Origin of the sequence: Serratia sp. CY44782 (assembly GCF_052168715.1) — a bacterium.
In the GTDB taxonomy this organism is placed as follows: domain Bacteria; phylum Pseudomonadota; class Gammaproteobacteria; order Enterobacterales; family Enterobacteriaceae; genus Serratia; species Serratia nevei.
Genome location: NZ_JBJNME010000005.1, coordinates 158,054 through 181,771, shown reverse-complemented (window position 1 = coordinate 181,771; position 23,718 = coordinate 158,054). Strand labels below are relative to the sequence as shown.

Annotated in this window: 24 protein-coding genes and 1 tRNA gene; 13 read left to right on the top strand and 12 right to left on the bottom strand. The window is 58.7% G+C overall.

Annotated elements, in window-relative coordinates:
• Positions 1-99 precede the first annotated feature (99 nt).
• The gene (locus ACJ8HT_RS11155) at positions 100-894 is read left to right on the top strand and encodes an AraC family transcriptional regulator (protein WP_126178817.1); all 795 of its coding nucleotides are present in this window, start codon (positions 100-102) and stop codon (positions 892-894) included.
• Here ACJ8HT_RS11155 and leuA read toward each other — a convergent pair.
• A complete protein-coding gene (leuA, locus tag ACJ8HT_RS11150) occupies positions 851-2,533 on the bottom strand; it encodes a 2-isopropylmalate synthase (RefSeq protein WP_197652008.1) in 1,683 nt (560 codons plus the stop codon). The two genes, ACJ8HT_RS11155 and leuA, sit on opposite strands and share 44 nt — an antisense overlap.
• Before the next feature lie 209 nt (positions 2,534-2,742).
• On the opposite strand from leuA, the gene ACJ8HT_RS11145 reads away from it, so the two are divergent.
• Both ACJ8HT_RS11145 and ACJ8HT_RS11140 read left to right on the top strand, forming a co-directional pair.
• Positions 2,743-3,120 (top strand): MysB family protein, encoded by a 378-nt coding sequence (locus ACJ8HT_RS11145; protein WP_102984855.1) that lies wholly within the window; start codon positions 2,743-2,745, stop codon positions 3,118-3,120.
• 33 nt (positions 3,121-3,153) lie between these two features.
• A complete protein-coding gene (locus tag ACJ8HT_RS11140; RefSeq protein ID WP_197652009.1) occupies positions 3,154-3,699 on the top strand; it encodes a GNAT family N-acetyltransferase in 546 nt (181 codons plus the stop codon).
• Positions 3,700-3,705: 6 nt separating this feature from the next.
• On the opposite strand, the gene ACJ8HT_RS11135 is transcribed toward ACJ8HT_RS11140, so the two are convergent.
• The 3 genes from ACJ8HT_RS11135 to mdoG all read right to left on the bottom strand — a co-directional run bounded on the left by ACJ8HT_RS11135 (position 3,706) and on the right by mdoG (position 8,234).
• Positions 3,706-3,903 carry a YceK/YidQ family lipoprotein gene (locus tag ACJ8HT_RS11135; protein ID WP_046688460.1) on the bottom strand — a complete coding sequence of 66 codons (198 nt, stop codon included), beginning with the start codon at positions 3,901-3,903 and terminating at the stop codon, positions 3,706-3,708.
• 211 nt (positions 3,904-4,114) lie between these two features.
• Complete coding sequence (mdoH, locus tag ACJ8HT_RS11130) at positions 4,115-6,673, bottom strand: glucans biosynthesis glucosyltransferase MdoH (protein WP_084826418.1); 2,559 nt, start codon at positions 6,671-6,673, stop codon at positions 4,115-4,117.
• Entirely contained in the window at positions 6,666-8,234 is a 1,569-nt protein-coding gene (mdoG, locus tag ACJ8HT_RS11125) for a glucans biosynthesis protein MdoG (protein ID WP_004927882.1), read from the bottom strand. The genes mdoH and mdoG overlap by 8 nt, the downstream gene beginning before the upstream one ends.
• 259 nt (positions 8,235-8,493) lie before the next feature.
• Here mdoG and mdoC point away from each other — a divergent pair, with 259 nt between their 5' ends.
• The 4 genes from mdoC (at position 8,494) to ACJ8HT_RS11105 (ending at position 12,539) form a co-directional block, all read left to right on the top strand.
• Positions 8,494-9,624: a glucans biosynthesis protein MdoC gene (gene mdoC, locus ACJ8HT_RS11120; protein WP_197652010.1), complete on the top strand. Its 1,131-nt coding sequence runs from the start codon at positions 8,494-8,496 to the stop codon at positions 9,622-9,624.
• 304 nt (positions 9,625-9,928) lie between these two features.
• Positions 9,929-10,153, top strand: a complete 225-nt coding sequence (locus ACJ8HT_RS11115) for a hypothetical protein (RefSeq protein WP_038875417.1) — start codon at positions 9,929-9,931, stop codon at positions 10,151-10,153.
• Positions 10,154-10,436: 283 nt separating this feature from the next.
• The gene (locus tag ACJ8HT_RS11110; RefSeq protein ID WP_197652011.1) at positions 10,437-12,158 is read left to right on the top strand and encodes a potassium/proton antiporter; all 1,722 of its coding nucleotides are present in this window, start codon (positions 10,437-10,439) and stop codon (positions 12,156-12,158) included.
• A 252-nt stretch (positions 12,159-12,410) separates the two neighbouring features.
• Positions 12,411-12,539, top strand: coding sequence for a hypothetical protein (locus ACJ8HT_RS11105; protein WP_019455877.1), 129 nt, complete (start codon positions 12,411-12,413; stop codon positions 12,537-12,539).
• Between the two features lie 62 nt (positions 12,540-12,601).
• On the opposite strand, the gene ACJ8HT_RS11100 is transcribed toward ACJ8HT_RS11105, so the two are convergent.
• From ACJ8HT_RS11100 to cho, 5 genes are all read right to left on the bottom strand, one after another.
• Positions 12,602-12,733, bottom strand: a complete 132-nt coding sequence (locus tag ACJ8HT_RS11100; RefSeq protein ID WP_015377413.1) for a hypothetical protein — start codon at positions 12,731-12,733, stop codon at positions 12,602-12,604.
• A 69-nt stretch (positions 12,734-12,802) separates the two neighbouring features.
• Positions 12,803-13,306: a YlaC family protein gene (locus ACJ8HT_RS11095; RefSeq protein ID WP_038875410.1), complete on the bottom strand. Its 504-nt coding sequence runs from the start codon at positions 13,304-13,306 to the stop codon at positions 12,803-12,805.
• A 123-nt stretch (positions 13,307-13,429) separates the two neighbouring features.
• Positions 13,430-13,729 carry a sigma-S stabilization anti-adapter protein IraP gene (locus ACJ8HT_RS11090; RefSeq protein WP_016928230.1) on the bottom strand — a complete coding sequence of 100 codons (300 nt, stop codon included), beginning with the start codon at positions 13,727-13,729 and terminating at the stop codon, positions 13,430-13,432.
• A 185-nt stretch (positions 13,730-13,914) separates the two neighbouring features.
• A tRNA-OTHER gene (locus tag ACJ8HT_RS11085) sits at positions 13,915-14,011 on the bottom strand.
• A 112-nt stretch (positions 14,012-14,123) separates the two neighbouring features.
• Positions 14,124-14,972, bottom strand: coding sequence for an excinuclease Cho (gene cho, locus ACJ8HT_RS11080; RefSeq protein ID WP_197652012.1), 849 nt, complete (start codon positions 14,970-14,972; stop codon positions 14,124-14,126).
• A gap of 240 nt (positions 14,973-15,212) precedes the next feature.
• On the opposite strand from cho, the gene ACJ8HT_RS11075 reads away from it, so the two are divergent.
• From ACJ8HT_RS11075 to ACJ8HT_RS11050, 6 genes are all read left to right on the top strand, one after another.
• Positions 15,213-16,394: an efflux RND transporter periplasmic adaptor subunit gene (locus tag ACJ8HT_RS11075; protein WP_350429770.1), complete on the top strand. Its 1,182-nt coding sequence runs from the start codon at positions 15,213-15,215 to the stop codon at positions 16,392-16,394.
• Positions 16,391-18,328, top strand: a complete 1,938-nt coding sequence (locus ACJ8HT_RS11070; RefSeq protein ID WP_060440224.1) for a MacB family efflux pump subunit — start codon at positions 16,391-16,393, stop codon at positions 18,326-18,328. The genes ACJ8HT_RS11075 and ACJ8HT_RS11070 overlap by 4 nt, the downstream gene beginning before the upstream one ends.
• Positions 18,329-18,331: 3 nt before the next feature.
• The gene (locus ACJ8HT_RS11065) at positions 18,332-19,699 is read left to right on the top strand and encodes a TolC family protein (RefSeq protein ID WP_197652014.1); all 1,368 of its coding nucleotides are present in this window, start codon (positions 18,332-18,334) and stop codon (positions 19,697-19,699) included.
• Between the two features lie 414 nt (positions 19,700-20,113).
• On the top strand, positions 20,114-21,616 hold the full coding sequence (gene proP / locus ACJ8HT_RS11060) for a glycine betaine/L-proline transporter ProP (RefSeq protein ID WP_197652015.1): 1,503 nt from the start codon (positions 20,114-20,116) through the stop codon (positions 21,614-21,616).
• A 140-nt stretch (positions 21,617-21,756) separates the two neighbouring features.
• Positions 21,757-21,894, top strand: coding sequence for a hypothetical protein (locus tag ACJ8HT_RS11055; protein ID WP_164550953.1), 138 nt, complete (start codon positions 21,757-21,759; stop codon positions 21,892-21,894).
• Positions 21,895-21,974: 80 nt separating this feature from the next.
• Positions 21,975-22,244: a hypothetical protein gene (locus ACJ8HT_RS11050; protein WP_197652016.1), complete on the top strand. Its 270-nt coding sequence runs from the start codon at positions 21,975-21,977 to the stop codon at positions 22,242-22,244.
• Between the two features lie 66 nt (positions 22,245-22,310).
• On the opposite strand, the gene ACJ8HT_RS11045 is transcribed toward ACJ8HT_RS11050, so the two are convergent.
• The 3 genes from ACJ8HT_RS11045 to ACJ8HT_RS11035 all read right to left on the bottom strand — a co-directional run bounded on the left by ACJ8HT_RS11045 (position 22,311) and on the right by ACJ8HT_RS11035 (position 23,703).
• A complete protein-coding gene (locus ACJ8HT_RS11045) occupies positions 22,311-22,862 on the bottom strand; it encodes a hypothetical protein (RefSeq protein ID WP_197652017.1) in 552 nt (183 codons plus the stop codon).
• Positions 22,828-23,109 (bottom strand): hypothetical protein, encoded by a 282-nt coding sequence (locus tag ACJ8HT_RS11040; RefSeq protein ID WP_049199467.1) that lies wholly within the window; start codon positions 23,107-23,109, stop codon positions 22,828-22,830. Before ACJ8HT_RS11040 ends, ACJ8HT_RS11045 begins: the two co-directional genes overlap by 35 nt.
• A 141-nt stretch (positions 23,110-23,250) precedes the next feature.
• Entirely contained in the window at positions 23,251-23,703 is a 453-nt protein-coding gene (locus ACJ8HT_RS11035; protein ID WP_197652018.1) for a PaaI family thioesterase, read from the bottom strand.
• Positions 23,704-23,718 lie beyond the last annotated feature (15 nt).

Sequence of the window (23,718 nt, the reverse complement as noted above, 5' to 3'; positions counted from 1 at the left end):
TTTATAAACTACTTATCTGCCTCGTGCCACAGGCTGGTGTGGAACCGCGCCGCATGGCATGCTGTCATCCCCCTTTTTGCCGCGCGGAGGCCGCTAACGATGCTGCTGTTTCATGACGTTCTGCCGGTCGATCAGCCCGTCCGGCCGTTGGCCAAGGATTATCGCCACGGCGACAGCGAGCCGGATCACTACCATAACTGCGCGCAGCTGATTCACAGCCTGAGCGGCGTAGTGCAGGTCACGACCCGGCTCGGCAGTTGGGTGGTGCCACCCGGCCGCGGCGTCTGGGTACCGGCGAAAATGGTGCACAGCCTGCGCATCACCGGCCAGGTGGCGGCCAGGACGCTGTTCGTCGATCCATTGGCGCGCGCCGATCTGCCGGCCCAATGCCAGGTGGTGCAGGTTTCGCCGCTGCTGCGCGAGTTGATTATCTGTGCGATGGAGATTGCGCCCGGCTACCCAAGCGGCGGGCGCGATGAGCGCGTGATGGAACTGATCCTGGATGAGTTGAGAATGCTGCCGATCCTGCCGTTGCACCTGCCCGAACCGCGTGAGGCCTCACTGCTTGCCCTATGCCGCCATATTCAGACCACGCTGGCACAGCCCTGGACGCTGGAACAGGCGGCCGCTCATCTCAGCGTCAGCGGACGCACCCTGTCGCGGCGCTTCCAGCGAGAAACCGGGCTGCATTTTAGTGATTGGGTGCGGCGCGCCCGTTTGCTGGCGGCGTTGAACGCGCTGGCGACCGGCCGCTCGGTGTTGGAAGTGGCGCTGGATCTTGGCTATGACAGCCCCAGCGCGTTCAGCGCCATGTTCCGCCGGTTATTGGGGGTCGCGCCCAGCGACTATTTCAGCCGGACCGCGCCGACGACAGATAGCGCCCGGCAACGTTGAACAGCGCCTGCAGCGAAGCGCTGGCGGAGTCAACGTCGATGCCTACGCCGTAGGTCGCCTCACCTTGCGGCAGCGTACAGCGGATATAGGCCACCGCTCGGCTATCACTCTGATGCCCCAGCGTGTGCTCGTGGTAATCCTCGATCGCCAGCGGCAAGCCGAAGCGCTGACGCAGCGCATCCACCGCGCTGGAAAGCAGACCGTTGCCGGCCCCCTGCAGACGCAGTGTCTCTCCCTCGCAGGCAACTCGCGCGTTGAAGCTGTAGGCCTCTACCCCATGACTTTCCGTCTGGTAGCTCAACAGCTGCAAGCGCGGCTGCTCCACCAGCCCATAGGTGTCGCGGAATAAGCGCCACAGCTGTGCGCCGCTCATTTCCTTCCCGCTGCCGTCGGTCGCACGCTGCACCACCTGGCTGAAATCAATCTGCAGACCGCGCGGCAGCGCCAGCCCATGATTTTGTTCCAGTAGCCAGGCAGCCCCGCTTTTACCGGACTGGCTGTTGACCCGGATCACCGCCTCATAGCTGCAGCCGACATCGGCGGGATCGAGCGGCAGGTAAGGCACTTGCCACCAGCCATCTTGTCGCTGCCGTTGCGCGGCGAAACCTTTTTTGATCGCATCCTGATGCGAACCGGAGAAGGCGGTAAACACCAGCTCACCGGCATAAGGATGGCGAGGATGCACCGGCAGTTGATTGCACTGTTCCACCACTTCCACCACCTGTTTCAGGCGGCTGAAGTCCAGGCCCGGCGCCACGCCTTGGGTATAGAGATTCAACGCCAACGTAACCAGATCGACGTTGCCGGTACGCTCTCCGTTGCCGAACAGGCAGCCTTCGACCCGATCGGCACCGGCCAGCAGCGCCAGCTCCGCGCAGGCCACGCCGGTACCGCGATCGTTATGCGGATGTACGCTGATCGCCACATCGGCGCGACGGCTGAAGTGACGGCAGAACCACTCAATCTGATCGGCATACACGTTGGGCGTACTCACCTCCACCGTCGCCGGCAGGTTGATGATCATCGGCCGCTGCGGCCCCGGTTGCCACACCTCCGCCACCGCCTCGCAGATCTCCAGCGCGAACTCTAATTCAGTAAAACAGAAGGTTTCCGGCGAATACTCGAAGCACCAGGCGGTATCGGGCTGAGCCTCGCAATGCCGGCGAATGCGCCGCGCGCCGTTCACCGCCAGCGCCACGGTTGCGGCCTTATCCTGACGGAACACGATGTCGCGAAACATCGGCGCCGTGGCGTTATACAGATGCACGATTGCCCGTGGAGCCCCCAGCAGCGCCTCGAAGGTGCGATCGATCAGATCGTCTCGCGACTGCGTCAGCACCTGAATCGTGACGTCGTGCGGGATCAGTTGCTCGTCGATCAGCGTGCGCACAAAATCGAAATCCGTTTGCGACGCCGAAGGGAAAGCCACCTCAATCTCTTTGAAACCGCACTGCAACAACAATTGATAGAATTCGCGCTTGCGCGCGTTATCCATCGGCTCCGCCAGCGCCTGGTTGCCGTCGCGCAGATCGCTGGAGCACCAGCGCGGCGCCTGCCGCAGGGTACGCGAAGGCCACTGACGATCCGGTAATGTCACCGGCGGGAACGGTCGGTATTTGCTTGAAGGGTCGATTAACATGGGCTTCTCCTGGCAACTGAGTGAACGATAGCGCCATTATTTCCCGCCATCGCCTCCTCTTCTCCCGCTTTGCGGACAACCGTCGTCGCAAAGCGGACAACAAAAAAATTTGCATCCTGCGCCAGTGAGACAACAATTAGTTTTGACGTTTATCCCACCGCACCGGCAATGCGCCGGGCGCTCTACTCTCATTGTCAACGGAGGCGAACATGAGCCTGTATGCAACCCTGGAAGAAGCCATCGAGGCCGCACGTGAAGAGTTTATCGACACCGCCGAAGGCGGCGGCGATGACGAACCGCCGGTGCCGCAGCAGTTCAATCTGCAAAAGTACGTGATGCAGGATGGCGACACGATGTGGCAGGCCGAGTTCTTCGAAGAAGAAGGCGAAACGGTGGAATGCCTGCCGCTGCGCAGCGGTGCGGCGGCGCAGGCGATATTCGACGGTGACTACGACGAGGTGGAGATCACCGCCGAGTGGATAGACGAAAATACCCTGTACGAATGGGAAGAAGGCGACTTCCAGCTTGAGCCGCCGCTGGATACCGAAGAAGGCCAGGCCGCGGCCGATGAATGGGATGAACGTTAACCCGCACCACGTTTTTATCGCCAAGGAGGCAGTATGATTATCCGCCGGGCCCGCCCTACCGACTACCCCGCCATTTTACAGCTGCAGGGGGAAAACGTGCCGGAAGCACTCGACGAGCGCCACAAACGGCAGGGATTTATCGTATCGCGCATGAATGAGGCGCAGCTGACGGCGATCAACCGCGGCATCGGCATACTCGTGGCCGAACAGGAGAACCAACTGGCCGGGTTCGTTTGCCTGATGCCCGCCGACGTGCAACCGCGGCCGCCGGTGGTGGATGCGATGCTGGCGACGCTCGCCACGCAGTCCTTCGCCGGGCGGGCGCTGAGTGAGCAGCGGGTGTTTCTCTACGGCCCGGTTTGCCTCGACGCAGCCTGGCGCGGCAAAGGCGTGCTGAAACGCCTCTACGCCGCCGTCAAAGCGCACACCAGTCATGACTACGACGTGGGCGCGCTGTTTATCGACGACGACAATCCGCATTCGTTGGTCGCTCATGTGCAAGGGTTGGGCATGACGGCGCTGGCACCTTTCCATTGCGGGCAGAAAGGCTATCAGCTGGTGGTGTTCGCCACCCGCTGAGCAGGTTTATTCATAGGGGCCATGCTGCGCATCGAACGGCAGCATAAAGGTGTCCACCACCATCGACAGCGGCACGTCTATCACCGTGACGTAACGCCAGGGCGTATCGCGCAAATCCCACTGCACGCCGGGATAGTACTGGTGGCCATGCCCCGCACCGGGCACGGTGCGGCTGATGATGCTGCCGCAACCGGTTAAGACCATCACGCCGGCCGCCACGCAGGCCAGCCGAAGGTAGGAAGAGAGCTTCACGACATTGACTCTGAGCAAAGGGTTGTTTCGCGAGTGAACAACGCATCGGCCGCAGTCTATCACAGTTCCCTTTCTCTTCCGGTACCGGCGCGCGTAAGCAAAAGGTAAAAAAAACGGGGAACGCGCCATGCGCATTCCCCGTCTGAGCGTTACCGTTCAGCGATTAACGTCGGCCCGTTGGGTGTGCCAGCGGGTTGTGCGGCAACTGCTGATAGTGCTCGCGCCAGGCGGCGCCTTCCGGCAACAGCCAGACGCGCTGGTGCAGACGAGCCAGCGTGACCGGATCGCTCAGCAGCTCCAGACGTTTGCCCTTCACCAGCTTCTCCGGCCCCAGCTGCAGCGCTTCGTTTACCCGCTCCTCGCGGTTGCGATCGAGGGTAGCGCGCAGATGGTGACGCGCCGTCGCCAACGCCGTCGCCAGCGCGTTGAAGGACGGGTTGACCACCGCATGCATAAAGCCGTTGGTCAGCGCGCGGTTGCGGTTGAGATGCAGGTACTCTTCCGTCGCCAGCAACTCGCGCGGCGGGTTGTACTCTTCCGGGATCAGGAACAGCTTGGCGCGTTTGCTCTTCATGCCCAGCGTCGCGCGGCTCGACAGCACCGACACGAACGGCGACAGGATCAGCGAGAACACGATCGGCGCCAACCACCACAGGAAGCGAAGATCCAGCCACGCCATGCCGCCGGCCCACACCAGGCCCAGCAACATCTGCGAGCCATGGCGGCGGAACGCTTCGCCCCAAGGCGTATCGTCATCGTCACGCTGCGGCGAATTCCACACCACTTCCCAACCGAGGAAGGCGCTCACCACGAACACGGTATGGAACAGCATGCGCACCGGCGCCAGCAGCACCGAGAACAGCATTTCCATCAGCATCGAAATGAACAGACGGAACGCCCCGCCGTACTCTTTCGCGCCCTTGGCCCAGATCAGCACGATGCTGAGCAGCTTCGGCAGGAACAACAGCACCAGCGTGGTGGAGAACAGCGCTATCGCCAGCTCGGGCCGCCACTGCGGCCAGACCGGGAACAGCTGCCGCGGCTGCAGGAAGTATTGCGGCTCCATCAGGGTGTGCACCACCTGCAATGCGGTGGAGAGCGCCAGGAACATGAACCACAGCGGCGCCGACAGGTAGGACATGACGCCGGTCAGGAACACCGCGCGGTGCACCGGGTGCATGCCTTTCACCAGGAACAGGCGGAAGTTCATCAGGTTGCCGTGGCACCAGCGACGGTCGCGTTTCAGCTCGTCCAGCAGGTTTGGCGGCAGCTCTTCGTAACTGCCCGGCAGATCGTAAGCGATCCACACGCCCCAGCCGGCGCGGCGCATCAGCGCCGCTTCAACGAAGTCGTGCGACAAGATTGAACCGGCGAAGGAACCCTCGCCCGGCAGCGGCGCCAGCGCACAGTGCTCGATAAACGGCTTCACGCGGATGATGGCGTTATGGCCCCAGTAGTGCGACTCGCCCAGCTGCCAGAAATGCAGGCCGGCGGTAAACAGCGGCCCGTAAACGCGGGTAGCGAACTGCTGCACGCGCGCATACAGGGTATCCATACCGGACGCCTTCGGCGCGGACTGGATGATGCCGGCGTTCGGGTTGGCTTCCATCAAACGCACCAGCCCGGTGAGGCATTCGCCGCTCATCACGCTGTCGGCGTCCAGGATCACCATGTAGCTGTACTCACCGCCCCAACGACGGCAGAAGTCGTCGATGTTGCCGCTCTTGCGTTTTACGCGACGGCGGCGGCGGCGATAGAAGATGCGGCCGTGGCCGTCGACATCGCGGCACAGCTCCATCCACGCCTTTTGCTCCGCCACGCAGATGTCCGGATCGTAGCTGTCGCTCAGCACGTAGATATCGAAGTGTTCCAGCTGACCTGTCGCGGCGACGGACTCATAGGTCGCACGCAGGCCGGCGAACACGCGTTCGACGTCTTCGTTACAGATCGGCATGATCAGCGCGGTGCGGTGCGCCGGGTTGATCGGCTCATCGCCCTTGATGGTGGAGGAAATACTGTATTTGTCTTTACCGATCAGCAGCTGCAGGAAGCCCATCAGCGCGGTCCAGAAACCGGCCGAGACCCAGCAGAACAGTACGGCGAACAGGATCAGAATGCCGGTTTGCAGCACATAAGGCAGCAGCTGCAGCACCGACTGCATCAGATCCTGATCCAGCATGGCGATAGGATCGATCAGCGCCCAGCCCTGATAAGGCAAGATGGTTTTCATGTACCAGGTGGCGATGCCGGTCTGCACCAGCATCAGCACCAGCAGCACATAGCGGCGCATGGAACCGACAACGCGCCAGCGGTTCTCGGCCTCGGCCTCCTCTTTGGTGGCGTGCCGATTGTGCGGCGAACGCCCCAGCAGAGAATCCCAGAAGCGCGCCACCGGGTTGGTACGCCAGGCTTCCGGGAACATGGTGGTTCGTTTGATCGGCGGCGTCGCCTTCAGAATGGCGCGCCCTTCGGCGTCGGTGTCGAAATCGTCATCGCTGACCGCATCCGGCCAGGCGCTTTCGATGCGCGGTTTGACCGAGGCCAACGCCACGTCATCCGCCGACAGGCTGTTGACGTTGGCGTCGGCGGCGCCCATCTGCCGATGGAGCGCCTCCAGTGCCTGAGCGTCATCCGCCGTGTGAGGGTTGAGCGCCTCCGACCGCTCGGCGGTCAGAGGCAGCGCCGCAAGATAATCCTGGGCGGGTTGAGTAGGCTTATTCATTGGCAGGTAGCTGATAGCTCCAGGTTTCCGACAGAGTCTTATCGCCATTGACCAGCGCTGCGCGCATTTCTACCGGCTTCTTGTCGTCTTTTACTTTCAGACGTACCGTCAGGCGCCAGCCTTTGGTCACTGGGTTATAGCGGACGTTGTTTTCTACCATTTCACCGTTGTCGCCGATGCTGATCTGAGAAGCGACCGGGGTGTTGGCGTCCAGCCCTTTCAGCACCGGGCCGACGAAGTCGACCAGGAAGGCCACGCTGCCGTCAGGCTCGCGAATCAGGTTGGACTGCTTCACGTCACCGGTCGAACGCATGGTCCGCGCCACATAGGCGATGTCTTGCGAATGCAGTTTGTCTTCGTCGCGGGTGAAGTTCAGGCGGTAGCTCAGCGTCAGCGGCTTTTTGGCTTCCGGCAGCGTATCCGGCGTCCAGAACGCCACGATATTGTCGTTGGTTTCATCCGCCGTCGGGATCTCCACCAGCTCGACCTTGCCTTTACCCCAGTCGCCCTTCGGTTCGATCCAGGCGCTCGGGCGCAGATCGTAACGATCGTCCAGATCTTCGTAATCCTTGAAGTTGCGGCCGCGCTGCAGCAGACCGAAGCCTTTCGGGTTCTCGACGGTATAGGTGCTGACGGACAGGTGTTTAGGATTGTTCAGCGGGCGCCAGATCCACTCGCCGTTGCCGGCATGGATAGACAGACCGTTGGAGTCGTGCAACGCCGGGCGATAGTTCAGCGTCGGCGATGGCTGGTTCGGCCCGAACAGGTACATGCTGGTCAGCGGCGCCAGGCCCAGTTTGCCCACCTTGTCGCGCAGGAACACTTTAGACTCGACGTCCACGGTGGTGTCGCGGCCCGGGATCACCGTGAAACGGTAAGCGCCGGTGGCGCGCGGGGAATCCAGCAACGCGTAGATCACCAGGTGTTTGTCGCCCTGCTTCGGACGCTCAACCCAGAATTCGCGGAAACGCGGGAACTCTTCGCCAGATGGCAAAGCGGTATCGATAGCCAGGCCGCGAGCGGAAAGCCCGTAAACCTGCCCTTTACCCACCACACGGAAATAGCTCGCGCCCAGCAGGCTCATGATCTCATCGTTTTTGTCGGCGCTGTTGATCGGGTAGAGCACCTTGAAGCCGGCAAAACCGAGGTTTTTCACCGATTCAGGATCGTGTTTGACCGAACCGAAGTTGAAATAATCCGGGCTGTACTTGATCTGTTTTACGCTGGTAGAAGTGACTTCGTTGATTTTCACCGGCGTGTCGAAGTACATCCCCTGATGATAAAACTCAAGCTTGAAAGGGGTTTTCAGCTTGCTCCAATAGGCTTTATCGTGATTGAACTGAATCTGCTGATAGTCTGCGAACTTCATCTCGCGGAACTGAGAAGGAAGGTTGCTCTTCGGGGCTTCGAAACCTTTCGCGGCCAGATCCTGCGCCTGCTTGGCCACATCATCAATAGAAAAGGCCCATGCCGGCGAACTGAACAGCGTGAACAATACGGTAGCACCTAACCAACGAACGCTCGCGGCGCGTGGTTGTCCGGATAATATATTAACTAGCACATCCCCCCCTATTCGTGTGCTCAAATCATTTAAATCCATATTAATGGATTACTCAGCTTTCCGACAACATGATAAATGGATGGTTCATGTTTACGGCTCATTGTTTAAGCAGCTGATGGAACACCAGCGTAGCAAGCCGCGCAACAAGACGCTATGGAAAAATGCGGGGGGCTATAGTAGGGTTTCGGATAACAATTTAACGTTTGACGACTTATTAAGCGTGTTAATGGGCACCCGATTAAATCACCAGCGGTAATCTATGACTAAAGGCAGCAAACAGCGCGAGTTTTTCCTCGATTCGATCCGAGCCTATTTGATGTTGCTCGGGATTCCGTTTCACCTCTCCCTGATTTATTCCAGCCATGCCTGGGCGGTGAACAGCGCGTCCCCCTCCTTCTCGCTCACGGTGCTGAACGACTTCATCCACGCTTTCCGCATGCAGGTGTTCTTCGTGATATCCGGCTACTTCTCCTACATGCTTTACGAGCGCTACGAGCGCCACCAGTGGCTGAAGGTCAGGCTGGAGCGGGTGGCGATCCCGCTGCTGAGCTCCATCCCGCTAATAACGGTGCCGCAGTTTTTCATGCTGAAATACTTCACCGATAAATTAAACGGCTGGGATGAATTTTCTCTCTATCAGAAAATAAATGTAACAGTTTGGGAATTGGTTTCTCATCTGTGGTTCTTATTGACGCTGTCATTGTTAACCTGTGCCTGCTTTTATCTGTTCCGTAAAATCAAGCGTCAAACCCGCGAGCATATTCCGGCGTTAATAAACAGACTGCGTGGATTAGGAAACATCTCACTGTGTTTCTTTATTTATGCGGTATGCTATTCGGCCGCGCACCGTATTATTTTAATTTTCGCGCCGCAGCTATTATCCAACGGCCTGTTCAATTTCGTGGTGATGGAGACGATGTTCTACCTGCCGTTCTTCATCCTCGGCGCCTATGCGTTTAAGTACGTGTGGCTTAAGGAGATTTTTCTGCGTCGCTCGCCGCTGGCGCTGCTCGGCTCGCTGCTGTTGTTTATCGCATATATGCTGAATCAAAAGCTGTTGGCGCACAGCAGCTATATGTTCGAACTGGAAGTGGTGATCAAAACCCTAATGGGGATCCTGATGACCAACGTGGTGTTCTCTTTCGGGCATAACCTGCTGAATTATCACTCGCCGCGCATCACCTATCTGGTCAATGCCTCACTGTTTATATATCTGGTGCACCACCCGTTGACCCTGATATATGGCGCTTTCGTGACGCCTTATATCGGCAACAACCTGTTGGGATTCTTGCTGGGCCTGCTGTTTGTGTTCTCGCTGGCCTTCGCTTTATATGAACTGCACAAGCGTATTCCGGTGCTGCGCTTCTTGTTCTCCGGCAAGCCACAATAACCTTCTACCCCTGTAAACCCGACCGTTTGCAGGGGTTTTCTGTCATCTTGCCGTCGTGCAAAAAGCCTATACTGGTGGTTTGCATGCAAAGCACACATTGCTCAGCCTGGCGCCGTCCGTTAGGGCAAAGTGATACGGCTGCATACATAACCCAGTCGTTATAACTGCAATGCATAAGTAGAAATCCGGATCCCTGCCTTACGGTAGTGATTGGGCTCAACACCCCCGAAGGGCTGCGCGATCGTTTACTTCATTCGATGGCGTTAGCTGCATCTCCCTTCCGTCACGACAGAGAGGATTTTGAATGACTGATAAGAAGACCCCGGCTCAGGAAGCCGAAGTGGAAAATGCCACCCTGCTGAAGATCCTCGGCAGGCTGCTGTCCGCGCTGGACGCCTCAATCAGCGGCAAAGAACGTAGCGTTTTGGTCACTGAACTCTCCAACTTCAATCTCGACGGCATTTCCGAAACGGAAAGCAAGTTGGCCAGCGAGCTGATCAAACGGGCGCTGGAATCGCTCGACCACTAACCCTACCGCGCCTGCAAACCATTGAGCCTGCCTGCGCGGGCTTAATGGTTTTTCCCTCAGCCACGATCGGCCATTGTTGCCAAAGCCGAAATACAGCAGCCTGATAATGTTAGATAAAAGGCAGGATTCTCTCTCTTCTCATCACTTTCTTCGGTTAATCACACCAAAGGGCAATAATTGATCGGTTGTTTTCGCAATCAGCCTTGGCGTTTTACCCACTAAACACGCTATCATCGACACACGCGCAGTGCCCCCTATCCCCCAGCCTCAGGAGAACGATATTTTGGATGCCAGCACCATTAACAGTTTGTTCGTCATCGGTGCCGTGCTGGTGGGGGCAAGCATTCTGCTCAGCTCATTTTCTTCCCGGCTCGGTATTCCGATCCTGGTGATCTTCCTGGCGATCGGCATGTTGGCCGGCGTCGACGGCCCCGGCGGCATCGTCTTCAGCAATTATCCGGTCGCTTACCTGGTCAGTAACCTCGCGTTAGCGGTGATCCTGCTCGACGGTGGCATGCGCACTCGGGTCAGTTCTTTCCGCGTCGCCCTGTGGCCGGCGCTGTCTCTCGCCACCGTCGGCGTGGTGATCACCGCCGGCCTGACCGGCATGGCTGCCGCCTGGCTGTTCAATCTCGATCTGCTGCAGGGACTGTTGATTGGCGCCATTATCGGCTCCACCGACGCCGCCGCAGTCTTCTCGCTGCTGGGGGGCAAAGGTTTGAACGAGCGCGTCAGCGCTACACTGGAGATCGAATCCGGCAGCAACGATCCGATGGCGGTGTTTCTCACCATCACGCTGATTGCGATGATCGCCGCCGGGGAAACCGCGCTGAGCTGGACCTTCCCGCTGCATCTGATGCAGCAGTTCGGCATGGGCATCGTCTTTGGCCTGGGCGGCGGCTGGCTGCTGCTGACGCTGATCAACCACATCAAACTGGCGGACGGCCTCTATCCGCTGCTGGCGGTGAGCGGCGGCATTCTTATTTTCGCGCTGACCACCGCGCTGGACGGCAGCGGCATTCTGGCGGTGTACCTGTGCGGTTTGCTGTTGGGCAACCGGCCGATCCGCAACCGTCACGGCATCGTACAAACCTTCGACGGCCTGGCCTGGCTCAGCCAGATCGGCATGTTCCTGGTACTCGGTCTGCTGCTCAACCCGCACGAGCTGTTGCCGATCGCCATCCCTGCCCTGCTGCTGTCGCTGTGGATGATCCTGTTCGCCCGCCCGCTGTCGGTGTTCATCGGCCTGCTGCCGTTCCGCAGCTTTACCCTGCGCGAACGCGGCTTTATTTCCTGGGTCGGTCTGCGCGGCGCGGTGCCGGTGATCCTGGCGGTGTTCCCGATGATGGCCGGCCTGCCCAACGCCCAGCTGTTCTTCAACGTGGCGTTCTTCGTGGTGCTGGTCTCCCTGCTGCTGCAAGGCACCACGCTGTCGTTTGCCGCCAAAAAAGCCAAGGTGATCGTGCCGCCGGCGCTGACGCCGATCTCCCGCGTTGGGTTGGATGTGCACCCGGAGAACCAGTGGGAACAGTTCGTTTATCAGCTTTCGGCGAAAAACTGGTGCGTCGGCGCGGCGCTGCGTGAGCTGAGAATGCCGCCCAACACCCGCATCGCCGCCCTGTTCCGCGGCAAAGAGCTGCTGCACCCTAGCGGCAGTACCCGCCTGCGGGAGAACGATATTCTGTGCGTCATCGGCCATGAGCACGACCTGCCGATCCTCGGCAAGCTGTTCAGCCAGGCGCCGGCCGTGACGCTCGACGAGCGCTTCTTCGGCGACTTTATCCTGCAATCCGACGCCCGTTTAAGCGATATCTCACAGCTTTATGGCCTCAATCTGCAAGACGACGTGGACGAGCAGCAGACGCTTGGCCAGTTCGTCATTCAGCTGATTGGCGGCGAACCGGTGATCGGCGACCAGGTGGAATGGGACGGCCTGACCTGGACCATCGCCGAAATGGACGGCAATCAAGTCAGCAAGATAGGCGTGCGGATTGTAACCGACTGACGCTGCCGCACCGGCTGCGTTACCAGACGAGGGAACTTCTGGCCTTAAGAACGTTCTTAATCACTATCATGATGCATGAAGTACGGGGTCGCTGAATTATATCCGGTTGATGTAAAAACAATTTAACAGCGACGCCAACAGGGATTAGGGATGTGAACGGCAAGACTCGATTTCTTTCGGTGATGATGATCATGGCGCTGGGCGTAGCGGCGCTCGATCTCAGCATCGCCGGTTTGGTCCATAGACTTTTAATTGGATAATTTCAACGTGACGCAGCGGGAACAAGAAAAAGACATTCTGGGGAAAATACTGGTGACGGTGTCCGCGCTTTGCCTGATTCTGGTGGCGGCGTTCCTCATCTGGGGATTCGTGCTGGATTGATACCGCCCGACGCTCAGAGATAAAAAAAACCGCCGCGGCGGTTTTTTTTATGGGTCAGGCGATCAGATCTTGCAACCTTCACAGTCCGCTTCGTCTTCGAGGAACTCAGGGACCTCTTTTACCTTCTGCGCCGCTTTTTCTTCGGCTTTCGCCAGTTCGGCATCGATATCAAAATCGAAAATATCATCACTCATCGCTTGGTCCTCACTCTGCTTCACGTTCAAACGCTGAGTATAATCGACAAGCCGCCGGCCGGAAACCTTTCAGTTTGCCGCCGCCAGCTGCGGTGGCTCATCCTGCGGCTTTTTTCCGTAGGCCATGTCGTACACGTCGTAGAAGTCGATTTCACCTTTGTTGCCGATGATTACCCGCATCTTCTGTTTCAGTGCGGCGCCGATAGACGGTTCATCCAGCAGCTGCTGCACCGCATAAGGCGACAGCGCGCGGGTAAAGTACCATTCGCCGTTGTAGCAAACCCGCAGATCCAGCACCCCGATGTCCTCGAAGCGGTATACCGGCCGGATCTCTATCAGCAGCATGGCGAACATGAACAGCACGAAAGCGGTGAAGCCCAGGAAGGCATATATCCCCATGTACGGCACCTGGTACATCACGGCGATCACCGCGAAATAACCGGCGAACATGGCAAGGCACAGATAGCGGTGAGTGCGGGCGAATTCGCTGTTGAAGCGCGGCTTGCCGTCACGCCCTTCGCGCCGATTGATCTGTTCAATCTCTTTAACCAAGATGCTTTTAATCGCGTCCATCGTTACAACCTTATGCTGGAAACAGCATTGCCATCAAATCTCACCGCTAAAAGTAACACAAGTACAGTTTCGCCGGGTAGATCAGTTAGCCAACTTAATGGCGGCAACTGTTATAGTTCGGATTCAGCGCGGCTGGGCGGCCTTGCCTTGCGCAAACATGAACATGCGCTGGGCCACATCGTCGGCCTGTTTGATTTTCTGCTTTTGCGGTTCGTTGCTGCGTTGAATGGCGCGGGCGTAAGCGATTTCATGAGCCTGATCGATCATCGCGATAATCCGGTCACGTTCGGTCTTCTCCATATTGCCCAACATGGTGGTGATAATCGCCTGATAAGCGTTGGACGCGGCGCTCAGCGCTTTCTCTCTCGCCTCGAGGGCGGCGACGCGTTGCAAGAGTTCCTGCAGTTGCTCGGAGTGAGACATACCGACCTCCTGTTGCCGGGCAGCAAGCCTGCCTGATTACAGTTTAGCAAAGGATCGAAAGAGAAAGAGGAAGGAAAGCCAGCGGTTACGGTAAAGCACACCCGAAAATCCCAACGAGGAGCCGATAGTGCAAATCAACCCGGGTGCGCTTTACGGTAAGCGCGGTGAGATGAAGGGAAGAAAGCTGGCGCGCTATGCAGGACTCGAACCCGCGTCTATCAATTTTCAAGCCAAAACAAGCCATTATAAAACCAATCACTCTGCCAACTGAGTTAATAGCGCGTTCCTTCGCTTCGGGGCGCCATTATCCATAACAACATTATGGACACAAGCTTTTTTAGCATAATGCCCTGAATTTACAGATAAGTCTTAGGTTATCGATAGCGTTATGGCATTACGGCAGCTCAATAATCCGATAATCGCCGGCGATGAGCGGCTTGCACAAAATCTTGTAGCCATCGCTGTCAAAGTGGCTGGCCGCGCTCTGCAACCGCTGCGCCTGCGCCAGGCTGCTGACCGAGCCCAGATAAAACCAATTGTGAATCACATGATACTGGCGCAGCGTCTCGCCCTGCTCTTCCAACGCCACGCGCCCGGCGAACGGCCAACAGGCGATGCGTAGCTGTTCCAGCGCCGCGCCGAGCCGCCGCGCATGTTCCTGCGCCGGCTCCACGCCGCAGCAGGCGCCGGCACACTTGCGCAGGCTGTAGCGGAAGCAGGCGCGCCCGGCGGGCAGCTTGTCAATCCCCAGCTTGCCGTAACATAAACGATGCTCGTCGGCGATGGCACGCAGCTTTTCCAGCGCGGCATGGCGATTGGCAAACAGCCCATAAAGGTGGGGCGTGACGGCGAAATCGATCTCTTTGGCGTGGGCAATCGTCACCGTGTCCGCCTGCAGACGCAGCGCGCACAGCTGTTTCGAGCGCCGCAGGCGTTTGTTGAACAGCGGCTGCTGTTGCTTGATCAACTGCGCCTCCAGCAGCAGTGCCCCCAACTCGCCCGCAGTCTCGATAAAACTGATGCGCCGGATTTGGCGCAGCATTTTTGCCTCATCCTGCGCACGGAAATGCGCCATTACGCGGCTGCGTACGTTGACGCTTTTACCGATGTAAAGCGGCAGGCTTTCGCTCTGGCCGTGAAACACATAGACGCCCGGCCCTTTGGGCAACGGTGCCAGGCAGGCGCGCAGGTGCTCCGGGTATTGGTAAATGTCGAGTTCCGGCTCGAGGCGGTTTGGCATCATGGCGGCGGCGTTATCCTGCTGATGAATGAATACTGGTTTTTTAGCCAGTATAGCGTGCCGCGCAGCCGGTTGCACACCCGGCGGATAATAACTCACCGTGATCTTTAGCGGGAAAGCCTTTACTATCCCCTTTCCAGCGGGAAAGCGCCTCACGTTTAGCGCCAGTTCAGGCTGGCGCTGCCATGATGGCAGACTGGAACCGCCGCTTTTATCGTTATGGAAAACCTGGGCATGCCATCACTGAAACTCACACCCCGTCGTCTGGCGTTGATCGCCGTCATCGTTTTCATCGCCATCGCTGTCGCGCTGGCCCTCTATTGGCAACGCCCGCCGCAGCAGGATTACGTTACCGCACCGGCCCGCCTGGGCGATATCGAGAATGCCGTGCTGGCCACCGGGCGGCTGGATGCCGTCGAACGCGTTAATGTCGGCGCGCGGGTCTCCGGTGAAGTCAAATCGCTGAAGGTCAAACTGGGGGATCGCGTCACCAAAGGACAGCCGATCGCCGACATCGACGATCTGCAACAGCGCAACGATCTGCGCAACGCCGAGGCGGCGCTGAACGTCATCAAAGCCGAACTGCAGGCCAAGCAGGCACAGCTTAAGCAGGCCGAGTCGCGTTTCAAACGCCAGCGGCGCATGCTGAACGACGAAGCCAGCTCGCGTGAAGACTTCGAAACCGCCGAGGCCACGCTCGCCACCACCCGCGCCGAACTGCTTTCGCTCAATGCGCGCCTGGTGCAGGCGCAGATTGAAGTCGACAAGAAAAAGATCGACCTGGGGTATACCCGCGTCGTCGCGCCGATGGACGGTATCGTCATCGCCGTGGTCACGCAGCAGGGTCAAACGGTCAATTCCACCCAAAGTGCGCCGACCATCGTCAAGCTGGCGCGGCTGGATATGATGACCATCAAGGCGCAGATCTCCGAAGCCGACATCACCCGCATTTCGCCGGGGCAAAAGGCTTACTTCACCATTTTCTCCGATCCGGATAAACGCTACGACGCCACGCTTCGCACCATCGAACTGGCGCCGGAATCGGTGATGAAAGACGACTCGCTCGCCGGCACCAGCTCCGCTTCGGGCTCCGGTACCTCGAACGCGTCGGTCTATTACAACGCGCTGCTGGACGTGCCCAACCCGGAAAACCGCCTGCGCATCGCCATGACCGCGCAGGTTTCCTTGCTGCTCGGCGAAGCGAAGAATGCCTTGCTGGTGCCGATCCAGGCGGTGCATAAAACCGAAGCAAAAGGGCAACAGGTGCAGGTGCTGACCCAGGATCAGCGGCTGGAAACGCGTGAAGTGACCACCGGCATCACCAACAACGTCGACATTCAGATCCTCAGCGGCCTGAAAGCCGGTGAAACCGTGGTGCTGTCGCAGCCCGCCGCCAAGTCGGCTGAGGATGGCATTTTCCTGTGAACGCGATCATCGAGCTAAAAGGCATCAGCCGGACCTACACCAACGGCGGTCAGGCGCTGACGGTGTTGAAAGACATCGATTTGACCATCGCCGCCGGCGAGCTGGTGGCGATCATCGGCGCCTCCGGCTCCGGCAAATCGACGCTGATGAACATCATGGGATGTCTCGACGTGCCGGATCGTGGCGACTACTACATCAGCGGCCAGAACGCCGCCCACCTGTCGCCGGACGAACTGGCCCGCCTGCGCCGCGAGCATATCGGCTTTATCTTCCAGCGTTATCATCTGATGCCCGATCTCAGCGCGCTGGGCAACGTTGAAATTCCGGCCATCTACGCCAACGCCCGGCGCGATCAGCGGCGGCAGCGGGCAGCGCAGCTGCTCGCGCGGTTGGGTCTGGAAGGACGCGAAGACCACAAGCCCGGCCAGCTTTCCGGCGGTCAGCAGCAGCGCGTCAGCATCGCGCGCTCGCTGATCAACGGCGGCGAAATTATCCTGGCGGACGAACCGACCGGCGCACTGGACACCCAATCCGGCCAGGAAGTGCTGGCGATCCTCAGCGAGCTGAATCAGCGCGGCCACACCGTGGTGATCGTCACCCACGATATGAACGTGGCACAACATGCGCAGCGCGTCATCGAGCTGCGGGACGGTGAGATCATCGCTGACAGCGGCCGCCAATCGGCACCCGCCGTCGCGCTGCCGCCGCCGAACCGCAGCCGGCAAAGCGGCTGGCAAAGCCTGATCGACCGCACCCGTGAATCGCTGCACATGGCGCTGAAAGCGATGAACGCCCATCGCCTGCGCACCGCGCTGACCATGACCGGCATTATCTTCGGCATCGCCGCCGTCGTTACGGTGGTGGCGCTGGGCGAAGGGGCCAAGCAGCGCACGCTGGAGAATATCAAGGGACTCGGCACCAACGTGGTGAGCATCTATCCGGGGCGTGATTTCTTCGACGACGCCATCGACAGCATCCGCACCCTGGTGCCGGCCGATGCCGACGCGCTGGCGCAGCAAAGCTTCGTCGACAGCGTCAGCCCGGAGGTCAGCGCGTCCGACAGCATTCGTTTTCGCAGTAAATCTGCCACTGCGTCAATCACCGGCGTCGGGCGCGACTATTTCCGCGTCAACGGCATCACGCTGGTGCAAGGCGCCACCTTCCGCGACGATCGCAACGCGCTGCAGGAAGTGATCATCGACGATAACGCGCGCCAGGCGCTGTTCGGCGATTTCGGCGTTGAGCCACTCGGCCAGATCGTGTTTCTCGGCTCGGTGCCGGCGCGGGTGGTCGGCGTCGCCAAAAGCGAACGCAACTATGCGCCCAACCGCATCAGCGTCTGGATGCCCTACAGCACGGTGATGTACCGCATGGTCGGCAAAACCACGCTCAGCGGCATTACCGTGCGGCTGAAGGATGACGTCGCCAGCGAAGCCGCCGTCAGCGCCATTACGCAGTTGCTGACCCAGCGGCATGGCGTCAAGGATTTCATGACGTTCAACCGCGATCAGTTCCGTAAATCGATCGAGCGCACCTCGATGACGCTCAGTTTGCTGATCCTGATGGTGGCCTCGATCTCGCTGGTGATCGGCAGCCTGGGCGTGATGAACATCATGCTGGTCTCGGTGACCGAGCGCACCCATGAGATCGGTGTGCGCATGGCGGTCGGCGCAAGGCGCGGCGATATCATGCAACAGTTCATGATCGAGGCGGTGCTGGTCTGCCTGATCGGCGGCGCATTGGGCATCGCACTGTCGTTCGCCGCCGGGTCGCTGTTCACCTCGCTGGCGGGCGGCATGTTCACCGCCATCTATTCCTGGCAAGCCGCCGCGACGGCGTTTTTCTGTTCAACCTTAATCGGCATGATCTTCGGTTATCTCCCCGCCCGCAAAGCGGCAAGGATGGATCCGGTCGTTTCATTGGCCAGCGAGTAACCCATGAAAATTTTCTCTCCCTTGGCATTAAGCCTCGCCGCCCTGCTCACCGCCGGCTGCGGCAACGCCCTGAAAAGCGACTACCGGGCGCCACAGGTCAACTATCCGACGAGCTGGCAGCACGCCGCCGAAAACGCCGCGCCGACGCCGTTCGACTGGCGCGATTTCCACGATCCCGAGCTCGATCGCTGGCTGCAACAGGTGATGGCGAGCAACAACGATCTGGCCGTCGCCGTGTTGCGCGTCTACCGCGCGCGCCTCGAGGCTGAACGCGTTGGCATCAGCACCGCGCCCGACGTCAACGCCTCGTTGAACAGCGGCATCAATCGCCCGCTGTCGGAGTCCTCCGCCTGGAATAAAACCAGCAGCGCGACGCTCTCTACGAGCTATGAAGTCGACCTGTGGGGCAAATTGGCGCGCCAGCGCGACGCCGCCGAGTGGGCCAGCCAGGCTTCCGAGCAGGATCTGCAGACGGCGCGCCTGACGCTGCTGGCCAACGCCGCCACGAATTACTGGCGCATCGGCTTCCTCAATCAGCAGATCGGCGTCAGCCAGGCGAGCATCGCCTACGCCAAACAGACGCTGCGGCTGGCCAATGCCCGCTACCGGGCCGGCAGCATCTCGGCGCTGGACGTGGTGAACGCGGAACAAAACGTGCTAACGCAGGAAAGCCGGCTGCTGACGTTGCAACACGAACGTCAACAGGCGTTGAACGAACAGGCGGTGCTGCTGGGCGTACCTTCAGGCCAGACCACCATCGCGCCCGCACGTCTGCCGACGGCGGCAATGCCGCAGATCAGCACCGGCATTCCCGCCAACGTCTTGAGCCGTCGCCCGGATCTCAGCGCCAAAGAGCTGCGGTTGCGCGCCGCTCTGGCCAACGTCGACGAGAAACGTCTGCAATACTACCCCGCTTTCAGCCTGACCGGCTCGCTGGGCACCAGCAGCAGCGCACTGCTGGAGTTTCTGCGCAACCCGACGGGCAGCCTCGGCGCCGGCCTGACGTTGCCGTTCCTGCAATGGCGGCAAATGGGCGTGGATATCAAGATCGCCCGTAACGACTACGAACAGCAGGTGCTGGAATTCAGGCAGGCGCTGTACAAGGCGATGGGCGATGTAAATAACGCCCTGTCGCTGCGCGCACAGCTGCTGGCGCAAGAGGCGCAGTTGCAGGCCTCGCTGGCGCTGGCGCGCAAATCGGAGCGGCTGAACGAGGTGCGTTACCGGCAGGGCGCCGTCACCATTACCGATTGGCTGAATGCTCAGGAGCAGCGTCGTCAGGCGGAGCTGGCGGTGGACGAAAACCGCTTCGCGCAGTACCAGAACCTGGCGAACATCTATCTGGAATTCGGCGGTTCATCGGCCCCCTAATCCAAACCACCTGGCCATCCGGCTAGGTGGTTTTTTAGTGGCAAACACATCAATTTTTCCTGTTTTATCTCCCGCACTCTCTATACTTCAAACATTGCCAATCAGACGAAAAACCGTCAAATCGCGCAATTATTAGACCATTCTCGCACCAAATCGGTGCAAACACTTAAGTTAAACTGCTGGATTTGATCGCCGCAAGATATAACGTTAAGCTATAGATGCAAAATAATTAGTCACCTAAATGACATAACCTTGGTATAAACGGCCGTATTTTGTGATCCACATCCCAACTTAAATGTGGATAATGAATCGTCTTGAACCGCGATTCGATTAGCCGATTTGATAACTCGAAAACAACAGTGAACGGAGATTACGCTTTCACGAACAACGAATAATTCATTAAGGGATGATTATATGAAGTTAAGAAAAAAACGACATAAACCGATGCACATCAGCGACATCACCATCATCGATGACAGCAAACTCAAGAAAGCGATCACCGCGGCGGCCCTGGGCAACGCGATGGAGTGGTTCGACTTCGGCGTATACGGCTTTGTCGCCTACGCACTTGGCCAAGTCTTCTTCCCCGGCGCCTCGCCCGGCGTACAAATGATCGCCGCGCTGGCAACCTTCTCCGTGCCCTTCCTGGTACGTCCGCTCGGCGGTCTGTTCTTTGGCGCCATGGGTGACAAGTTCGGTCGCCAAAAGGTGCTCTCGGTCACCATTATCATCATGGCGGTCAGCACCTTCTGTATCGGCCTGATCCCGTCCTATGCGTCGATCGGTATCTGGGCACCGATCCTGCTGCTGCTGGCCAAGCTGGCGCAGGGCTTCTCCGTCGGCGGTGAATATTCCGGTGCGGCAATTTTCGTCGCCGAATACTCGCCGGACCGCAAACGCGGCTTTATGGGCAGCTGGCTGGACTTCGGCTCCATCGCCGGCTTTGTGATGGGCGCAGGCGTGGTGGTGCTGATCTCCAGCATCGTCGGCGAAGCCAACTTCCTCGACTGGGGCTGGCGTATCCCGTTCTTCATCGCCGCGCCGTTGGGCTTGATCGGCCTCTATCTGCGCCATGCGCTGGAAGAAACCCCGGCGTTCCAGCAGCACGTGGACAAGATGGAGAAAGAGGATCGCAACGCCATCGAAAATCCGCCGAAAACCTCGTTCAAAGAGATCGCGGCCAAACACTGGAAAAGTCTGCTGGTGTGCGTCGGCATCGTGATTTCCACCAACGTGACCTATTACATGCTGCTGACCTACATGCCGAGCTACCTGTCGCATAACCTGCACTACTCGGAAGATCACGGTGTCCTGATCATCATCGCCATCATGATCGGCATGCTGTTCGTACAGCCGGTAATCGGCCTGACCAGCGACCGTATCGGCCGTAAGCCGTTTATCATCGGCGGCAGCATCGGCCTGTTGGCGCTGGCGATCCCGTGCTTCATTCTGATCAACAGTAACGTGATTGGCCTGATCTTCGTCGGTCTGCTGGTGCTGGCGGTGCTGCTCAACTCCTTCACCGGGGTGATGGCATCGATTCTGCCGGCGATGTTCCCGACGCACATCCGCTACAGCGCGCTGGCGATTTCGTTCAACATTTCGGTACTGATCGCCGGTGCGACACCAACTGCCGCCGCTTGGCTGGTAGAGGCGACCGGCAACCTGTACATGCCGGCCTACTACCTGATGGTCGTGGCGGTGATCGGTCTAATCACCGGTCTGTATATGAAAGAAACCGCCAATAAACCGCTGCGCGGCGCGACGCCGGCCGCTTCGGACCGCACCGAGGCGAAAGAACTGCTGCAGGAGACCTACGACAACATCGAACAGAAAGTCGAGGACATCAATGCACAGATCGCCGAGCTGGAAAAGAAAAAGCAAATCCTGATCGACCAGCACCCCAAACTGGACTGATCGACGCTGGAAGACAAAAGCCACCCGTTTGGGTGGCTTTTTACTTTGAATTCAACCGAAATAATATGCAGCGCATTTTATGACAATCGGGTTTGATGGTAGGCTTTACAGCACACTCTTAATTGATGAAGCACGCGATCATGAGCAAAATGGACCTTCCCGTCATCATCGGCATCCTTGTTATGCTCTCCCTGTGGCTCGGCGCACTCTTTAACATCGGCGATATCACCTTCAGCATTTCACGTCTGTTCCATTGGATTGAAAGCCAACGCGGCTAATCCCACGCAACATCCGCTATGATTGAAAGACCTTACCGCCATTTTCCGCGATTATCGCTTGCGATAAAGGGGACTGCATCATGACCGACTATGCGTTCTACAATCAGATCCTGACCCGCCTGGCCGCCAATCACCCCGGCACGCTGGATGAAAAAACCTACGAACTGTGGAAACAAGACGCCACCAGCCCGCACGCCTTCGCCGATCCCTTCGCCTATCTCAAAACCAAAGGGCTGATACAGGCCTATGTGATGAGCGACATCGACGAGAACAACTATGATATTGACCCGCATCAAACGCGGATCACCGCCGCCGGTCTCGATTTCATACGCAACGGCGGGTTCAAATAAGGGTGACACGCGCCAATAAAAAACCGCCAAACGGCGGTTTTTCACTCTAAAAGCATGCGGACCGGCTTAGGCGGGGAAAGGCCGATAAAAAATACGCAGCACTTCGTTGTCGCCCTGACGTAAAAAACCACCTTCCGGCTGCCAGTGCAGATCGCGCGCCAGATTGAGATTTTCCCAGCCGACCGCGCCCCCGACGCCGATGCAAAGATTTTTGTTGCCTGCGGCAAATCCCGCCCCGGTGCCGATCATGGCATGCAGCAAACGGGGCGCCGCCGCGTCACGCAGGGAGAATATGCCGATAAAACATCCCTGCGGCGCGCGCAGCATATCCGCCATGGTGCGGATCTCGGTATCGTCAGGGCTGACGAAATGTTTGTATTGCTTATCAAACACCGTCTGCCACAGCTGCTTGTATTTCGCCTTGCTGAGCGCACCTGAACGATGGGCACAAAGCACCACCGCATCCCAACACATCTCCCCGCTCAGCGAAAGATACTCTTCCGTATCGGTTTGCGGCTTATCGGCGTAATGCCGCGCAAATTCAGCCGCATTCAAATGCGGCGGCACGGCCTGTTTGGCGACGTCACTCTTGTAGCGTTTGAAATTCAACCAATGCATGGGGAGTATCCTCTTCACCCGGTAGATTAAAAAATCGGCAGCCGTGGATGAGACGCGCCATCAAATCCAGGGCATCGTCGGCCGTGGCGATTTCGTCATCATTCAGCCCCTGTTCCACAGACCGCTCAATCGCGTTCATCACCGCCGGAGCGCTGGTTTCGTCCCCCTGCGCCACCACGTCCAATACGGCTTTGCCAATCGCCAAACAAAGCTCATGATCAAACTCAACCTCTTTATACGGCTGCATAATCACCCCGATAAATTTTTACCCAAGAATACTAGACCACAATGACGCATCGCGCCTGCCGTCGTATCACAGCCCTGTAGGCAACCGAAGAGAAATGCATCAGGCCCCGGGGTGATAGCCCGAAGCCCGATAAAAGGTAGGTTATTGCGGTGCTTGCCCGGTGAGGCGAATGATAAAACAAGTAGCGGTCGCCGAAGCCAGCAACTTCCCTTCGGCCGTTTTGAGCGTGCCTTCCGCAAAGGCAACGTTCTTCGACGCATAGACCAAACGCCCCTCGGCGATCAGGTCTGTTTCCTTCGGCACAGGGCGCAACATTTTAACCTGCAAATCAACGGTGCCATAACCCATCCCCGCGCCCAGCGTAGTGTGCACCGCGCAACCGGTCACCGAGTCCAAGACCGTGGCGGCAAAGCCGCCATGAACGCCCCCCAGCGGATTCAAGTGGCGCCCGTCGGCCCGCGCCACGATGCGGATATACCCCTCTTCAACCGCAACTGGTTTCATGGGCATGGTTTCAGCGATCGAAGCCGGTGGGATTTTCCCGGCCATCGCTGCCTGTAACAGCGCCAGTCCGGTCATTTTTGTCGGGTCCATGGGTTTCTCCTCGGG

Excerpts from the sequence above, each read along its gene's own strand:
- ACJ8HT_RS11100 (WP_015377413.1), bottom strand. The coding sequence starts at position 12,733 with ATGAGTGATGATATTTTCGATTTTGATATCGATGCCGAACTGGCGAAA.
- mdoH (WP_084826418.1), bottom strand. The coding sequence starts at position 6,673 with ATGAATAAGCCTACTCAACCCGCCCAGGATTATCTTGCGGCGCTGCCT.
- cho (WP_197652012.1), bottom strand. The coding sequence starts at position 14,972 with ATGATGCCAAACCGCCTCGAGCCGGAACTCGACATTTACCAATACCCG.
- ACJ8HT_RS11050 (WP_197652016.1), top strand. The coding sequence starts at position 21,975 with ATGACCGACTATGCGTTCTACAATCAGATCCTGACCCGCCTGGCCGCC.
- ACJ8HT_RS11055 (WP_164550953.1), top strand. The coding sequence starts at position 21,757 with ATGAGCAAAATGGACCTTCCCGTCATCATCGGCATCCTTGTTATGCTC.
- ACJ8HT_RS11035 (WP_197652018.1), bottom strand. The coding sequence starts at position 23,703 with ATGGACCCGACAAAAATGACCGGACTGGCGCTGTTACAGGCAGCGATG.
- ACJ8HT_RS11145 (WP_102984855.1), top strand. The coding sequence starts at position 2,743 with ATGAGCCTGTATGCAACCCTGGAAGAAGCCATCGAGGCCGCACGTGAA.
- ACJ8HT_RS11135 (WP_046688460.1), bottom strand. The coding sequence starts at position 3,903 with ATGGTCTTAACCGGTTGCGGCAGCATCATCAGCCGCACCGTGCCCGGT.
- leuA (WP_197652008.1), bottom strand. The coding sequence starts at position 2,533 with ATGTTAATCGACCCTTCAAGCAAATACCGACCGTTCCCGCCGGTGACA.
- ACJ8HT_RS11095 (WP_038875410.1), bottom strand. The coding sequence starts at position 13,306 with ATGGACGCGATTAAAAGCATCTTGGTTAAAGAGATTGAACAGATCAAT.
- ACJ8HT_RS11090 (WP_016928230.1), bottom strand. The coding sequence starts at position 13,729 with ATGTCTCACTCCGAGCAACTGCAGGAACTCTTGCAACGCGTCGCCGCC.
- ACJ8HT_RS11065 (WP_197652014.1), top strand. The coding sequence starts at position 18,332 with ATGAAAATTTTCTCTCCCTTGGCATTAAGCCTCGCCGCCCTGCTCACC.
- ACJ8HT_RS11155 (WP_126178817.1), top strand. The coding sequence starts at position 100 with ATGCTGCTGTTTCATGACGTTCTGCCGGTCGATCAGCCCGTCCGGCCG.
- ACJ8HT_RS11115 (WP_038875417.1), top strand. The coding sequence starts at position 9,929 with ATGACTGATAAGAAGACCCCGGCTCAGGAAGCCGAAGTGGAAAATGCC.
- ACJ8HT_RS11040 (WP_049199467.1), bottom strand. The coding sequence starts at position 23,109 with ATGCAGCCGTATAAAGAGGTTGAGTTTGATCATGAGCTTTGTTTGGCG.
- ACJ8HT_RS11045 (WP_197652017.1), bottom strand. The coding sequence starts at position 22,862 with ATGCATTGGTTGAATTTCAAACGCTACAAGAGTGACGTCGCCAAACAG.
- mdoC (WP_197652010.1), top strand. The coding sequence starts at position 8,494 with ATGACTAAAGGCAGCAAACAGCGCGAGTTTTTCCTCGATTCGATCCGA.
- proP (WP_197652015.1), top strand. The coding sequence starts at position 20,114 with ATGAAGTTAAGAAAAAAACGACATAAACCGATGCACATCAGCGACATC.
- ACJ8HT_RS11140 (WP_197652009.1), top strand. The coding sequence starts at position 3,154 with ATGATTATCCGCCGGGCCCGCCCTACCGACTACCCCGCCATTTTACAG.